The organism is Allobosea sp. BK604 (genome assembly GCF_004341515.1).
Classification (GTDB): domain Bacteria; phylum Pseudomonadota; class Alphaproteobacteria; order Rhizobiales; family Beijerinckiaceae; genus Allobosea.
In genome coordinates this window covers 168,835-183,223 of record NZ_SLZF01000006.1, presented here as the reverse complement: position 1 = coordinate 183,223, position 14,389 = coordinate 168,835, and the positions used below count along the sequence as shown (strand labels likewise).

Below are 14,389 nucleotides of genomic sequence, written 5' to 3'. Positions count from 1 at the left end.
CGGGAGCGGGGGAGGGCGGCGCCCTGGCCGTGGCCTCGCGGGGCAAAGCGACGTCCCGCGATCATAGTCTGACAAGGCTTCGGCCAAGCTGCAATGCGAAGAACGGGATGCTGCTGCGCAAAATATGCGCATTCGGCATGCTGCATGCCAGTGCGCTTTTGCGCTCCGCTTCACGATTTCGCAGTAGGCCAAAATGATTTACAGGCATTCAAGTCCAGTGGGTGGCCGATCGTGGCCGACCAGGAGGCTGCCCTGAGTTTCTTCTCATCTCCCAAACATCCCGGCTGGCGTCCGATGCTGGTCCTGGCCTCGGCCTCGCCGCGCCGGCTCGCCCTGCTGGAGCAGGCCGGCCTGAAGCCGGACGCGATGCTGCCGGCCGATCTCGACGAGACGCCGCATAAGGGCGAGCGCCCGCGCGATCTCGCTCGCAGGCTCGCCCGCGAGAAGGCCGAGGAGGCTCGCGAAGTCGCAAAGACCCGGCCCGATCTCGAAGGCTGCTACATCGTCGCCGCCGACACCGTGGTCGCGCTCGGCCGCCGCATCCTGCCCAAGGCCGAGATCGTCGACGAGGCCGCCGCCTGCCTGCGCCTGCTCTCCGGCCGCGCTCACCGCGTCTATACCGGCGTCGCCCTGGTGACCCCCGGCGGCGCGATTCGCGACCGCATTGTCGAGACCCGCGTGCGCTTCAAGCGGCTCTCGAGCGAGGATCTCGAGCACTATCTCGCCTCGGGCGAATGGCGCGGCAAGGCCGGCGCCTATGCCATCCAGGGCATTGCCGGCTCCTTCGTGGTCAAGCTCGTCGGCTCCTATTCCAGCGTCGTCGGCCTGCCGCTCTACGAGACGGTCAACCTGCTCGGTGGCGAGGGTTTTCCGATCCGCTTCGGCTGGATGAACGTCGCCTGAGAGCCTTCGCTGCTTCTCCTGCGGCGGCCGCCTGACGCGGCCCTCTGCGCGTCCGGTGCTCACGCACAGGACGTCCGCTGCGCTCCGTTTTCGACGGCCACACCACTCGACTCTCCCCAGCGAAGTCTCGAACGATCTCGGAACGGCTTGCCCCGGCCGCCCGAAACCCCGATCCTTGCCGCCGCAACCGCGCCGGTCACAAGGCGCCGCAGGGAGGGCAGTGCAGATGTCGGAGCGTCTCAGGGGCAAGGTGGCGATCGTCGCCGGAGCGGGCTCGATCGGACCTGGCTGGGGCAATGGCAAGGCGACGGCGACGATCTTCGCGCGCGAAGGCGCCAGGGTGATCTGCGCCGACATCAACCGCGACGCCGCCGAGGAGACTGCCGCGATCATCCAGAACGAGGGCGGCCAGGCCTTCGCGGTCGAGGCCGACGTCACCAGGGCCGATGCCGTGGCCGATCTCGTCGGCCGGGCGCTCGGCCGCTATGGCCGCATCGATATTCTCGACAACAATGTCGGCATCGCCGAGGTCGGCAGCGTCGTCGACCTGCCGCAGGAGACCTGGGAGCGCGTCTTCAGGGTGAACCTCACCGGCGCCTTCCTGGCGATGAAGCATGTCATCCCGGTGATGCAGCGCCAGTTCGACGAGACGGGCGAGGGCGGCTCGATCATCAATATCTCATCGATCGCCTCGATCCGCCATACCGGCGTGCCCTATGCCAGCTATTCCGCCACCAAGGCGGCGCTGAACCAGCTCACCCGCACCACCGCCGCGCAATATGCCCCGCAGAAGATCCGCGTGAACGCCATCCTGCCCGGGCTGATGAAGACGCCGATGGTTGAACATTCCGCCGGCCTTGCCCAGGTCTATGGCGAAGGCGACGTCGCCGCGATGTGGGCGGCGCGCGACGCGCAGGTGCCGATGGGCCATATGGGCGAGGCCTGGGATGTCGCCTATGCCGCGCTCTTCCTCGCCAGCGACGAAGCGCGCTATGTCACCGGCATCGAACTCGTCGTCGACGGAGGCGTCACGCTCAAATATGGCTGATCAACCCAATACCGCGCCGCCGGCAAGGCCATGCCCGATCTGCGGCAAGCCCTCGGTGCAGCGCTACAAGCCGTTCTGCTCGGCGCGCTGCGCCGATATCGATCTCGGCCGCTGGCTGAAGGGCAGCTATGTCGTGCCCGGCGAGCCGATCGACGAGGCCGAGACCGCGCCCTCCCGCCGCGAGGATGACGAGCGGTAAGCACCGCGCATCGGCCCGAAAAGTGCATTGCGGTTTTCGGAGAAAGCCGATGCGAAAACAATCGGCGCTCGCGCATCGGCCCGAAAAGTGGATTGCGGTTTTCGGACAATGCCGATGCGAATTTAGAGACCCCAGTCCAGGCTGATGCTGCTGACCACCGGCTTCACCGCCCGCATATTGGCGTTCGAGGAGGCGAACGGCTTGTCGCCATTGACCCGGTCCAGCGCCTTGGGACTGGCCTTCGGGTCCGGGTCGAATCGCACAGTGATCGTGCAGCCGGCCGGATGCTTGCCGAGCCTGCCGCCGCGCCAGTCGCCGGCATAGCCGCCGCCATCCCAGCCGAAGCCGTTGATCGTGAACGGCCCGCCATTGCCGGCTTCCACCGTGCTCAACGGCGTGCCGATCCTGATCTTGGTCCGCGCCTCGCCGGGCGCGGTGATCGTCCAGGCGCTGTTGTCGCGGATCATGATCGCGCTCGGCTGGCTGCGCTTCGCGCTGTCGCGCCAGAGGATGTCGAGCCGGCGCTTCGGATCCTTCGGGAACAGGATCGTGCCGGGCTCGGTCATGCCCTCGCCGACATCGATATCGGCCTTCTGCACATTGGCGGCGCCGAAGGCCTTGATCAGCCCCGCCTCATCGGCGTTCTTCGCGAAGGGGCCGCTGCAGTCGATCTCTGCCGGCGCCTGCGCCGCGGCATGAGCCGCGATCAGCACAGCGGCGCCGAAGACGCAAAAACCAGCCGGCCGCAACACACGCATCCCTGATCCCCCTCCCGGCAGCAGGCCGGCGCGCGGAACCATGCCTTGAAGCGCCGCTTTTCCCAAGGGGGGAAATGGAGGATTTGGGGGCAACGAGACCGCTCCAGGCGGAACTGCCGCGCCGAGGCAAACGTTCTTCCAGCGGGCGCGGCAAGAGGAGGAGTGCGATCATGGCAGCCATCGACCATATCGGCACGGGGCGGGATCTCGCCCTCACGCTCGCCGGCCGCTTCCCGCACCAGGACTGGGTCGCGGAACTCGCCGAGCGTACCCATAAGAGCCGCGATTTCGTCGAGTGGCATCTGCAGGAGGACATGGCCCCTCCGGACGATGTCCTCGCCGCTGCCGGCGACATGCTGCGCGAGCAGGACGATGACCAGGATGGCGCGGCGCCCGAAGGCGGCAAGCCCAGGACCGGTGACCACCTGCCCGTCGCCGACCTGCCCGGCAATCTCGGAAAGCTGAGCAAGGAATGATCCCCGCCATCGCCCTTCCGGAGACCGTCGCGCCGGTCACGATCGAGACCGAGCTGGACTGCCAGCGCGTCCAGGAACGGATCGACCTCCTGCTCGGCTGCCTCGAGGATACGGCCGAAGAGGTGGAGCTGATCGCGCTGACCGAGGCCTTCGAGGAATGGGAGCAGAAGCGCTGGTTGCAGTGAGACTCTTCCTATCGACTAGTTTCGACGCTGCGACGCCGACCGGGCCGGTGATCCACGCCTGACCTCCCCCGTCATTGCGAGGAGCGAGAGCGACGAAGCAATCCAGGGGGACTGGGTGGCCGGCCGCCCTGGTTTGCTTCGCGGAGCCTGTACTCGAACCTGCCGAAGGCGAGACCCGGGTGCTCGCAATGACGTTGGTGGCTGGCATTTCGAGCGAGGTGGACACGGCTTCGCGTCAAGAAAATGCGTCAAAACAAGGCGATAGAGAATTTCCGCGATTCGCAGAAGCGCTCAATCGTGCGTGCCGAACAAAAGGGGGCATGTCCATGGCAATGCGTCGCGCAGCCTGCAGCTGCGGAAAACTGGAGATCATGTGCAGCGGCGAGCCGGTCCGGATTTCGATCTGCCACTGCCTCGCATGTCAGCGCAGGACCGGAGCGGTCTTCGGTGGTCAGGCGTGGTTCACTCCAGAGCAGACGAGCATGTCGGGCCGCTCAACCCAATTCACGCGCCAGTCGGACGCCGGCCGTTCGGTGTCATTCCGGTTTTGCCCATTTTGCGGGTCGACCGTGTACTGGGAAGCAGAGGCATTTCCCGGCCATATCGCCGTAGCCGTCGGCTCGTTTGCCGATCCCACCTTTCCGGCGCCCACGCATTCCGGCTGGGAGGCGAAGCGGCATCACTGGCTCGAACCGCTTCGCGCCATGGCGATCCATCATTCAGAGTGAGACCTTGTCTCCAGCGCATCGGCCCGGAAAGTGGATTGCGGTTTTCGGAAAAAGCCGATGCGAAAACAAGGGGCTGGATCATCAATCGAGCGGCGGCGGCGACTTGTCTCCGAGCCTGCCAAAGTCGACGGCTTGGTCACTTCGCGGCTACGCAAACCCCAAGCTTCGCGACGGTGCCCGCCGGGCAGGTCTTCGCGCCAGTGCCGGCTGTCGTCGGCTGGGAGATGGCCTGGAAGGATTCGCAGCAGGCGCCCCGCGCGAAGTAGCCGCTGGGGCACCCGCCGGCTTGCTCGATGCGGTCCTTGCCGTCACGGGTGGGGCGGCAAGAGCCCGCAGCGTGGGCCGCTTGGTCGGCACCAAGGGCCGCAATTGCGAGCAGGGCGAAAGCGATTCGGATCATGCGCCAAGCATCCCGCATGTCGTCCCGCGGGTCCATAAGGCCGGCGCCTGGATGCAGCCAAGGCGGCAGGAGCCAGCCGCAACGGCAGATGAACACGTGAACGGGCGATGTGCGACGGCGGAGGCGGCAGGGGCGGCGCTACGGAGCAATCAGGCAGTGCAATCCGAACGCGTACGGACAGCTATCCGCCTTCGAGATCCTGCTGCGGAGCGCAACGTGGCAAACTCATTCCCAGCCAATCATGCCTCCGAGCGGCGCTCGCGAATGGACCGACATCCCTCGGCCTTTCGGGTCGTGGCGCGCTCGTGGCAGCCATGCGCCAGGCTGGCGATCGGTCACATACCACAAGTTGCAGGAGGTCTGGATCATAGGGCAGCGCGAAGTCGGACGCTGCGGCACTGATAGATAGCCGCCGCCGGGCGTTCCACTCGGCACGCAACAAAAGCTCGGGAAATCGCGGTTTGTGGGTTGTCTGGAAAGCTGGCTGAAACATCGTGGAACGATGAATGGTGCCCAGGGCCGGTTTACTCCAAGTTGCCGTCCCTCTTGTAGCATGTCATAGGGATGCCGCAATCTGGAAGCCCGCTATGTCCCCGACGAGCCTGTCGCCTGCTCCGCGCGAGAAGATCGCCGACATTCAGATCCTGCGCGCCGTGGCCATCCTTTCGGTCCTGCTGGCGCATCTGAGCCTGCCGAACACGTTTCTGGCGATGCTGCCCGGCCAGCCGCCGTCACCCTTCTGGATTGGCGTCGAGCTGTTCTTTGTCATCAGCGGTTTCGTCGTGACGAAGGCGGTTGTCGAAGGTTCGTCGATGGCACCCGGCCGCTTCTTGCAGCGCCGCGCGTTTCGCCTGTTGCCGGCGATGCTGGCCTTCGTCGCGCTCAGCGGACTCGCGGTGTTTCTTGCGTCCTGGCTCACGGCCGGCAATTCATGGGCCGACCAGGCGTTGATCGTCGGCACTGCCGAATTCACGCGACAGAGCCTGTCCGTGCTGGGAGGGTACTTCATCAACCGGGACGGTCCCGCCCTCTATACCAATTCCGCGATGTGGTCGCTGTCCGTCGAATTCCAGTTCTATGCCGGCTTTGCCGTCGTTCTTGCGGCGATCTCGGCTCTGCGCCTTTCCCCGCGGCTTGGACGCCGCTTGATCTTCTCTGTGGCAGTTGGTGTCTATGCCCTCGCGATGTGGCAGAGATTGTCGACAGCCACCGGGGGCATGTTGCCATCCCCATCTGCGGGAGCGCTCTACCTCACGGCCTGGAAATTCGATTTCATGGCGCTGGGGGTCATCACCTATTTCGCGTACCGGGCCGGGTTCGCGTTCTCGCGCTTCGGAACGGCAATCGGGGCATTGATGCTGGCCGCGCCGATCGTCATTGCCCTCGCTTGCGGCAGCCCGCTCGCACCGGGGCCAAAGGATCTGCTCGACGGAGTCGGCCTGCCCTTGATGGGCGCGTGTTTTGCGATTGTCGTCCTGCTGGCGGCCAGGGAGAGTGCGTTCTCCGGCAAGGACACCCTGGCCTATCGCGCCATGCTCTGGGTCGGAAACCGCAGCTACTCACTCTATCTTGTGCACTATCCGGTGATGGCGATCGTCTGGGTCGGGACGGTGCAGTTCTACCCGCCCGCTTTTTCGAGCGAACTCCATTATGGGACCACGCAAGCCCTGGTCGTTCTGCCGGCCTCCGCTATCCTCTCCGACATCTGCTACCGCAAAATCGAACTGAATGCAGAACCGATCCGAGCTCTGTGCGCCCAATTGTTGCGCAGCATTCTGCCCAAGCCGGCCACTGCGCTGTGAAGAAGCGTAAGAGACCGCATCTCGACTTGATCGAGGGCGCCAACGGCTAAGTCGTCGCTCTAAGCCGTCAGGCAGCCTCTTTGGGAAGAGCTCTTTCCGGGGACGGTTCGACATGATCCGCCGCAACGGCGGATGAACAAGAGAACGAGCGATGGTCCGCAGACGATCGCCGCCGCCGAGGCGGCGGGGTGCGGTGATGCGGGAGTGATCAGGCGGCGTAATCCCAACGCGCGCAGGCTGCTATCCGCCTTCGACATCCGCTGCGGATCGGATCGTGGCAAACTGGTTTCCAGCCGAATATGGCTGCCAATACCGAGGGGCGCTCGCGGATGTACCGACGCCCCTCGGACTTCGGGCCGTGGCGCGCTCGTAGCGGCTGCGAAGTCGGCAGCAGCGGGCCGCCAAGCCTCCATCTGGGCACGCCCCTAGTCGCGCCTGTTCGCGGAACCCGTCCGGGCAGGAGGATGGGGCGGCGATGCAGCCTGCCGGCCGCTATCCCGTCGTGGCGCGCTGCCAAATTCACTGTCAAAGCGCCACTGCGGCGTTAGCTCGTCATGCTCTCGCGAGCACAATTGGGACCTCTTCGATCCGCGTGGTGTAGCGCGGCGTTCGCATCTCGAATTTCGTCTGCCAGCGCTGCCGCTGCCGCTCGATGCCCGTCGAGGCCGGAAAGACAGAGCCGCGGCCGAAGCGCTTGTTGCAGGCATCGAGCGCCGCCATCAGCCGGCCACTCGCGTCGCGATCGAACGCTCCGATCAGTGCCCTCTGTGATGCTTCCGGCGGCACCAGATCGACGGTGACGAGCCCGGCCTTGGAATAGCGATAGCCAGCCTTCCAGATCCGCTTGGCGCCCCATCTTGCCGCGCGGACGAGGACGAGGCTGTCATTGCTCGCCTCGGGCAGATCGACGGTGAAGGAAACCGAGCGCTGCGGCTCGCCGCGGTCATGCTCCGAGGTGTGATAGAAGACGGTGACATGGTCGGTCGCGAGCCCATGCTGTCGCAGTTTCTCGCCGAGCCGGGTCGCATGTGAGGCAACGGCCTCGAGCAGCACCTCGAGCTCATCCACCCGTCCTGAGAAGCAGCGTGTCACCGCGCATCCCTTGCGCGTTGGGGTGACGCTCTCCAGGTCGAGGCACGGGGTACCGCGCAGCTCATGGATGATGCGCTCGCCGACGACCGTCATCGCCTTGCGGACCGGACGAGGATCGAGCGCGGCAACATCAGCCACGGTCCTGCATCCCAGCGCAGCAAGCTTGGCCTGGCTGGACCGGCCGATGCCCCAGACCTCGCCCAGGGCAATCGCCGGCAGCCATTCCTTTCGCACGGATGCGCTGGTCAGATCACACACGCCGCCGAGCTGTGGCGTCGTCTTCGCGATATGGTTCGCCAGCTTTGCGAGCGTCTTCGTCGGCCCGATGCCGACGCAGGTCGGGATGCCGGTCCATGTCGAGACAGTCGAGCGCAGATCTCGCCCGAACTCCTCGCGCTGCTCCGGTTCGATATCCGTGACATCGAGAAAGCTCTCATCGATCGAGTAGATCTCGATGTCCGGAGCAAAGCGCTGATAGACCTCGTTCATGCGGCGGCTGATATCGCCATAGAGCGCATAGTTGGACGAGAAGACCGCGATTCCCTCTCGCCTCACCAGGTCTCGGATCATGAACATCGGCGTCGCCATTCTTACGCCGAGCGCCTTCGCCTCGGCCGTGCGCGACACCGCACACCCATCGTTGTTGGAAAGGACGATGACGGGTCGCCGGCGCAGCTTGGGGTCGAACAGGCGCTCGCAGGAGCAGTAGAAACTATTGCCGTCGATCAGCGCGAACGACCGGCTCATCGCCGAAACCGCCGGATGGAATTCGTGATGACGCCGAAGATGAGGATTTCCGCATCGGGGCCTGGGTCATAGTCGGGATAGCGCCGGTTTCCATAGGCCAGCCCCGGCTGTCCTCCGGCGATCCGGAACAGCTTGACGCTCCGCTCTCCATTCACATCCACGACGACCGCATCGCCGTCCCTTGGCTTCAGGCTGCGGTCGACCGTGATCAACGAACCGTCGAAGATGCCGAGATCAACCGCGCTGTCGCCAGAGACCCGCATGATGTAGGTCGCCGGAGCATTGGTGATCAGCGTTCGCGTGAGGTCGATCGGCCCATCCGCATAATCGTCGGCCGGCGAGGGAAATCCTGCACTGACGGCTGCTCGAAGCAGCGGAACAAGAACGGGTTCGCCGATGATCGGCTTTCGCGCCGGCATTGGTCCCCGCGCCGTCGTGGATCGGGCGGAGAACGTGAACTCGACGACTGCCGCGCCGCCCTCTTCGTCGTCCAGCTCCGGCGTTTTCTTGGCTTCGGCAGCGGCCATCTGACTCTGTTGCGAATGAGAACATTACAAGAACATCCGAGCAGGAGCAGGAGTCAAGCCATGATCATCAGGCAGATGGCGAGCGCGCAGCCGGGTGAGCTAAGGCATGGCGCAAATGCAGCGCGACCTGGTCGAGAAGACGCGCCGCGGCGGAGACTTTGTCGAGGCCGACGCCATGATCAGAGGCGCCGATGAATTCGAGCGGGTTGCCGTTGAACTGTTCGCGCCACCAGCTCCAGGCAACGACGCCTAGCCCCAGGGAACGAAGCCCGACGCGTCCGGTTGTGGGGGCATGCCAATGGTCATCACCAGCATGGACGAGCTGACGGCCGCTCTGCGCAGGGCAGAATACCTGATGGGCTGCACATGCGAGAGCGATGAAGAAGCTGAGCTTGCAGACCTCGCCGACGCGATCGAGGCGTTTCAGACGGGCCGGCCAGCAGGCGCTCTGATTGAATGCGAACTCGATTGCCAGCGCGTCAGCGAGCACATCGCCGAGCTCGCCGGATGTCTCGAGGACAGCGAGGAGGAGCGCAAGCTTGCTCTGCTCGTCGAAAGCTTCGAGCGTTGGGAAGAACGGCGCTGGGCGCAGTAGCGGCGATATAGCTTGAGAGGCCTCGCGTTCATCTCCGAACAGCGCGCTCCGACGAGCGACAACGGCTTACAGAGGAACCTAAAAGAGCGCCGCCTCTGGCCAGGTTGAGGGGCTGGCAGGAGGCGGCGAGATACTTAACCTGTAACCGCTCTGTTGGGCGATTGAACGCGTCATGGCCGATCCAAGGCAAGACAATGCATAATCATTGGCAATGGATGCGCTTTCGTCGCCAATCGCGAGAGTATCTCGATTCGAGCGCGAAGCTATTGCGCTGAAGGATAGGTCTTCAGCTGGAATACATCGCCCATTTCGGCTTCTTCGCGTAGGCCTTTGAACGACGCATGACGCAGTTTGTCATCATCGCTCCAGCCGCGGAACTCAATCTCGGCCGGCAGTTCCGGCGGCCTAAACCCATCTGAAGATGGTACCCGGCCCTATCTCGAATTGCTGAATCGCAGCGGTGCCAAGTGAGCGCACGATCCTCATGTCGGAAGAGGTAGGCACGGACTTACTCGTCCTCAGCGCTTCCATCGCCGATTCCTCGGTATCAGCTCCAACGAAGTAAGTTTGCTGGCGCTCGATCAGGTCAGAACTCACCTGGATCTGAAAAGCAATTTTCGCTGTTTTCATTGAATTCCGCCGGTTTGGGGGCTGCTACCTCCGACCGGCGCTGGCGAGAATACGTGATCTCGACCGGTCGGAAGCAGACTGGCGCTTGGATGAGTGCCGGAGATTCAACGCGGAGCGGCGCAAAAGGTTCATAAATGAGGCTGCCGCGGAAGCTCTAGTAGGCTCCGCCAGCGTGAACCGACGGAGCCTGGCCAGCATCAAAGGTGTTGCGACACGACCTTCGATCTACGGACTGTAAGAGGCTTGGCGAGGGAAGTCCTTACCAAAGGTTAGGCCGGCAAAAATAAAACGCACCCTGAGGGAAAAAAGGCCCAGCCCCCGTTAGGAGTGCTGGGCCTTGTGACCGTCGTCGCGCGAGCGAACGGCCGCTACTGATACCTTGCTGCCCTCACTGCACCAGAACGGTGAGGATGAAGCCGGTCGCGGCCACCAACATGGCGAGTGACGCCCGCTTCCGCAGTGCCGGCATCTGGGACTGGGGCCTCCGAAATTCAATGGCTGACATTCTGTCCTCACTGCGTGCTACCTCCGACCGGCTGCGGCCGGTACATCCGCGGTTCACAGCGGTCGGTGGTAGGCTGGCGCTGGATGCGTGCCGGCGGATGAACGCGGGCGCGCGCCAAAGGTTCAGAAGTCTGAGCGGCCGAAATATCGGAATGCTCGAAAGGTCGCTCTGGCGGCCGGCATGCCAATACCGAACGCGATACGGCCGATTACGACGTCGAAATTGAGAGCGCCGAGCACGCTGGGGGGAAGGCCGCGAAGGCCGCCCGGCCCCAGACGCCAGCACTAGATCAAGCGATTGGTTTTTTTTGAGAGGTAGAGTGTCAATTGAAATAGCGGGGGCGCCGGCTCGGCCCTACCGCGGGACATATGCGCGAGCCGTCACACTCACAGGTCTACCGCCTGCCGACCGTCCGGTTCTGGCTGGCCGATAAAGCACGGAGATGGCCAAGCTGCCGCGCGCGCCGCTCTGGGGTGAGGTTGCGGCTCGATGGATGAGCGCCTTAACCACAGACCACTGGCGATCCAGAACATCTGCAGAAATTTAAAAGCTCGAGATAGCCTCTCCCCTCAAGAACAGGAACTGATCGCAAGCTTGCCCACGCGGTTCCGGTCGTTCGGCCGAGGCGACGAGTTGGTTTGCGCGGGCTCGCGTCCAAGCGAGAGTTGCGTCGTCGTGAGCGGTTTCGCAGGCCGTGAAATCATGCTGAAAGATGGCGGAAGGCAAATCGCAGCGGTACATATTGCTGGCGATTTCGTTGACCTTCATGTCGTCCTTACAAGGGTGATCGATCATAGCGTCGTAGGTTTGAGCGATGGCGTCGTCGCGTACATCCCGCATGCTGAGTTGATGAAAATTTCCGAAGCTGCGCCGCACCTGGGGCGGCTGCTTTGGCTCCCCACCATCGTCGATGGCGCGATACATCGAGCTTGGATCGCTTGCTTTGGCCGAAGGTCCCCCTTGCATCACCTCGGTCACCTGGTTTGCGAGTTGAGCACGAGACTGACCGCTGCAAGATTAATTTCAGGTAATTCTTTCGAGTTTCCGCTTAAGCAAGCTCAAATTGCCGATGTGTTGGGTCTATCATTGGTTCACGTCAATCGAACCATAAAACAATTGCGCAATACGGGGCTGGTCAGCTGGAAAGGATCGGTCATCACCATCCACGATTTCACAGGGCTGGCCGAGTTGGTTGATTTCGATCCAGCCTATCTTAATCTCACACACGAGCCGCGGTAAGCGTGACCGGCGATTACACACCTCCCGGCGTAAGGATAAATGTGGAGCTTCACCCGGAGTGGCAGCAGCCGGCCAGGCCTGCCAGTCCCGCCACCGACTGCGAAGGTGAGCAGGCTGCGGTAGAGCGAGACGTCCATCCCACGCATTCCCTTTGCAGCTCGCCCGGCCCCGGCTCCAGCAAAGCGCTGAGCTCGGATATGTCCGTGTTCGGCTCTTGCACCGGACGAAAATGAGTGACGATCCAGTGGATCGACGCGAAGACCGCTCCGCTCTCCTGAACGATGTCGATCTCCCAGAACCCGAGGTAGCCGTGCATCGGCTCGCCGTTGCCGCCGCTGAGGCCCGGCTGAACGTCCCGGATCGTCAGCACCTCGTCGATCATGGGCTGCCTGACCGGGAACACCTGCCCGCGGGCGGTGAATTCCGTCCAATCGTCGTTGACGCAGATGCAGCGGACACCAGGCGCGACCCACGTGTTCATGTTCCCTCCGTTCGGCACGCAGAGACGCTTTGCAGATGTCGTGCCAGATGAAGGCGGTGAGCAGCAACGGGCCGATGCCGCCGAAGAGCCCTGATGAGCCTTGTGACCGTCGTCGCGCGAGCGAACGGCCGCTACTGAACCCTTGCTGCCCTCACTGCACCAGAACGGTGAGGATGAAGCCGGTCGCCGCCACCAACATAGCGAGGGACGCCAGCTTCCGTAGTGCCGGCATCTGGGCTTGAGGCCTCCGAAATTCAATGGCTGACATTCTGTCCTCCGTGGCTGCTACCTCCGACCAGCGCGGCCGGTACATCCGCGGCTCGCGTCCTGGTCGGCGGTAGGCTGGCGCTTGGATGAGTGCCGGCAGATCAACACCGCGAGCCGAGACTGGTTCCCGGTCGCCTGAAAAAGCAGAGCGAAAACAGGCGGTTCCTTGAACGCCACCGCTCGCTGAGATATTTCAGCCGGATGTCGCGCTCTCGAAAGAAAAATCCAGCCGGGGGCATGACGGTTGCCCCGAGCGATAAGCAGGACAAGCAGCTGGCGCATCGCAGGACGCGTCGGGTGGCTGATGCCGCGCTTGCGCGCGGAGAAGAGCCGCATCCTTCGACCAAGCTGACCGAGAATCCGTGGTCCTACGCAAAGGACGGCAAGAACTGGTATGGATACGAGCAACCTCGGCTTCTGAGGAAGTAAGTGCGCGTCCGCTCGCATGCGGGTCAACGGCCCGACGACAACGGGAAATGACCGGAAAATCGGCGCCTGAGTAAAAACCAAACCGCGAGCGGCCTGAATGGCAATACCCCTGCGCACTCTTGCCGCAGCCGCACAAGCGGGCAACGTTAGTCCGTGCTGAACCGGAGCCGGATTGTCATGGCCGATTGGCCATTCCCATTGCGCCATATGCCGGCGATGTCGAGCGCGCAGCGGAGCGTGCACGGGGGTTGACCGGCTGCATCGCGGATAGCGCTGAGGAGGCCGAACTGATCGGACTGGTCACCGCCCTCGACGAGTGGCTAAGGCATAACCCGATCGACCGAGCGATTCGGCTATCCCTACCAGCGACCTGGAACCGTCGTCTCTCTAAACGAGATGCCAATCCGTGGAGACAATGCCAAGGCCGACATATCCGGTCATCACGCCCTGATCGTAGTCCCACAGTTGCAGCTCGCCGGTTGACGTACTGCGCCAGATCAGGTCCGCCGAGCCATCGCCGAAATAGTCGCCCGTCTTTGCGACTTGCCAGTCCGGATCGAATATCCCGAGCTCCGTCCAGGCTGCGGCTACCGACGATCCGTAATCGAATGTCGTCCAGAAGCCGTAGTGGTTGGTGCTTGCATCGCGCCAGAGGATATCCGCTCTGCCGTCACCGTTGAAATCGTCTGTGGCGGCGACCTCCCAATTTTGGCCAACCGAGCCAAGGGCGGTATAGGAGATCGACACTCCGTTCTTGACCGAATGGAGAGCGACCTCGTCAGTGGCAGCGTTGCGCCACAGGATATCCGTGGTGCGGTCTTTGGTGAAATCGCCCAGACCAGCAATCGACCAGTCGCTCCCCGGCGAGATCGAGTAGGTGGTGTAAGCATGGTTCGGGTCTGCCAGCGCGCGGATCGAGTAAGTTCCCTGATCATTTATGATGTAACTCGATCGGCCATCGCCCAAGAAATCAGCGCCGTCGGAATAGATGATATCAACGAGATGCCCGCGGACCTCCTCGGTGATGGGAGGAAAATTGCTCCGCAAATAGGTGGAACTGAAATTATCGCCGGTCAATTGCCAGGATTCGATCCTGGAATTATCCATATCCCAATAGCCCACACGCTGATTGGTGATTTCGCCATAATATAGAAAAGTTGTTGCGATAACTGTGTCACGGGCATCCCATAGAATGTCCTGACCGCCATCACCGGTAACGTCCCCGACCCCCAGGAGTGTAGCGGCCGATCGGTTGACGCTTTGAAGTGCGGCCCAGCTCGGAGTGCCGTGATCGAAATCCCAATAGCCGAGTGCGCCATTGTCATTCCACCAGATGATGTCGCTCGAACCGTCACGGGTCAGATCGCGGGTCGTCATC

General features: G+C 63.1%; 16 protein-coding genes. 10 read left to right on the top strand and 6 right to left on the bottom strand.

The window, feature by feature from the left end:
- Window positions 1-294: 294 nt before the first annotated feature.
- The 3 genes from EV560_RS19510 (at window position 295) to yacG (ending at window position 2,150) form a co-directional block, all read left to right on the top strand.
- Window positions 295-903 (top strand): Maf-like protein, encoded by a 609-nt coding sequence (locus tag EV560_RS19510; RefSeq protein WP_131857775.1) that lies wholly within the window; start codon window positions 295-297, stop codon window positions 901-903.
- A gap of 226 nt (window positions 904-1,129) precedes the next feature.
- Window positions 1,130-1,951, top strand: coding sequence for an SDR family NAD(P)-dependent oxidoreductase (locus EV560_RS19505; RefSeq protein WP_131857465.1), 822 nt, complete (start codon window positions 1,130-1,132; stop codon window positions 1,949-1,951).
- Window positions 1,944-2,150 (top strand): DNA gyrase inhibitor YacG, encoded by a 207-nt coding sequence (gene yacG / locus EV560_RS19500; protein WP_131857464.1) that lies wholly within the window; start codon window positions 1,944-1,946, stop codon window positions 2,148-2,150. Before EV560_RS19505 ends, yacG begins: the two co-directional genes overlap by 8 nt.
- Before the next feature lie 122 nt (window positions 2,151-2,272).
- Here the strand turns inward: yacG and EV560_RS19495 are convergent, their stop codons facing one another.
- Window positions 2,273-2,908, bottom strand: coding sequence for a hypothetical protein (locus EV560_RS19495; RefSeq protein WP_131857463.1), 636 nt, complete (start codon window positions 2,906-2,908; stop codon window positions 2,273-2,275).
- Window positions 2,909-3,078: 170 nt separating this feature from the next.
- On the opposite strand from EV560_RS19495, the gene EV560_RS19490 reads away from it, so the two are divergent.
- From EV560_RS19490 to EV560_RS19475, 4 genes are all read left to right on the top strand, one after another.
- Entirely contained in the window at window positions 3,079-3,384 is a 306-nt protein-coding gene (locus EV560_RS19490; RefSeq protein ID WP_131857462.1) for a hypothetical protein, read from the top strand.
- Window positions 3,381-3,569, top strand: a complete 189-nt coding sequence (locus tag EV560_RS19485) for a hypothetical protein (RefSeq protein WP_131857461.1) — start codon at window positions 3,381-3,383, stop codon at window positions 3,567-3,569. The genes EV560_RS19490 and EV560_RS19485 overlap by 4 nt, the downstream gene beginning before the upstream one ends.
- Before the next feature lie 188 nt (window positions 3,570-3,757).
- The gene (locus EV560_RS19480; RefSeq protein WP_348982245.1) at window positions 3,758-4,297 is read left to right on the top strand and encodes a GFA family protein; all 540 of its coding nucleotides are present in this window, start codon (window positions 3,758-3,760) and stop codon (window positions 4,295-4,297) included.
- A 987-nt stretch (window positions 4,298-5,284) separates the two neighbouring features.
- Window positions 5,285-6,499: an acyltransferase family protein gene (locus EV560_RS19475; RefSeq protein WP_165923545.1), complete on the top strand. Its 1,215-nt coding sequence runs from the start codon at window positions 5,285-5,287 to the stop codon at window positions 6,497-6,499.
- A 552-nt stretch (window positions 6,500-7,051) separates the two neighbouring features.
- On the opposite strand, the gene EV560_RS19470 is transcribed toward EV560_RS19475, so the two are convergent.
- Together EV560_RS19470 and EV560_RS19465 are read right to left on the bottom strand one after the other, a co-directional pair.
- Window positions 7,052-8,338, bottom strand: a complete 1,287-nt coding sequence (locus EV560_RS19470; RefSeq protein ID WP_131857459.1) for a Y-family DNA polymerase — start codon at window positions 8,336-8,338, stop codon at window positions 7,052-7,054.
- Window positions 8,335-8,865 (bottom strand): LexA family protein, encoded by a 531-nt coding sequence (locus EV560_RS19465; RefSeq protein WP_248312136.1) that lies wholly within the window; start codon window positions 8,863-8,865, stop codon window positions 8,335-8,337. The genes EV560_RS19470 and EV560_RS19465 overlap by 4 nt, the downstream gene beginning before the upstream one ends.
- Before the next feature lie 106 nt (window positions 8,866-8,971).
- On the opposite strand from EV560_RS19465, the gene EV560_RS35835 reads away from it, so the two are divergent.
- Together EV560_RS35835 and EV560_RS19460 are read left to right on the top strand one after the other, a co-directional pair.
- Window positions 8,972-9,118: a hypothetical protein gene (locus EV560_RS35835; protein WP_165923544.1), complete on the top strand. Its 147-nt coding sequence runs from the start codon at window positions 8,972-8,974 to the stop codon at window positions 9,116-9,118.
- A 45-nt stretch (window positions 9,119-9,163) separates the two neighbouring features.
- Window positions 9,164-9,460 carry a hypothetical protein gene (locus tag EV560_RS19460; protein WP_131857458.1) on the top strand — a complete coding sequence of 99 codons (297 nt, stop codon included), beginning with the start codon at window positions 9,164-9,166 and terminating at the stop codon, window positions 9,458-9,460.
- Between the two features lie 263 nt (window positions 9,461-9,723).
- On the opposite strand, the gene EV560_RS36465 is transcribed toward EV560_RS19460, so the two are convergent.
- Complete coding sequence (locus EV560_RS36465; RefSeq protein WP_465247028.1) at window positions 9,724-9,855, bottom strand: hypothetical protein; 132 nt, start codon at window positions 9,853-9,855, stop codon at window positions 9,724-9,726.
- 1,229 nt (window positions 9,856-11,084) lie between these two features.
- On the opposite strand from EV560_RS36465, the gene EV560_RS19450 reads away from it, so the two are divergent.
- Complete coding sequence (locus tag EV560_RS19450) at window positions 11,085-11,834, top strand: Crp/Fnr family transcriptional regulator (protein WP_131857457.1); 750 nt, start codon at window positions 11,085-11,087, stop codon at window positions 11,832-11,834.
- A gap of 49 nt (window positions 11,835-11,883) precedes the next feature.
- Here the strand turns inward: EV560_RS19450 and EV560_RS19445 are convergent, their stop codons facing one another.
- Together EV560_RS19445 and EV560_RS19440 are read right to left on the bottom strand one after the other, a co-directional pair.
- The gene (locus tag EV560_RS19445; RefSeq protein ID WP_131857456.1) at window positions 11,884-12,315 is read right to left on the bottom strand and encodes a hypothetical protein; all 432 of its coding nucleotides are present in this window, start codon (window positions 12,313-12,315) and stop codon (window positions 11,884-11,886) included.
- A gap of 1,083 nt (window positions 12,316-13,398) precedes the next feature.
- Window positions 13,399-14,388, bottom strand: coding sequence for an FG-GAP repeat domain-containing protein (locus tag EV560_RS19440; RefSeq protein ID WP_131857455.1), 990 nt, complete (start codon window positions 14,386-14,388; stop codon window positions 13,399-13,401).
- Window position 14,389 lies beyond the last annotated feature (1 nt).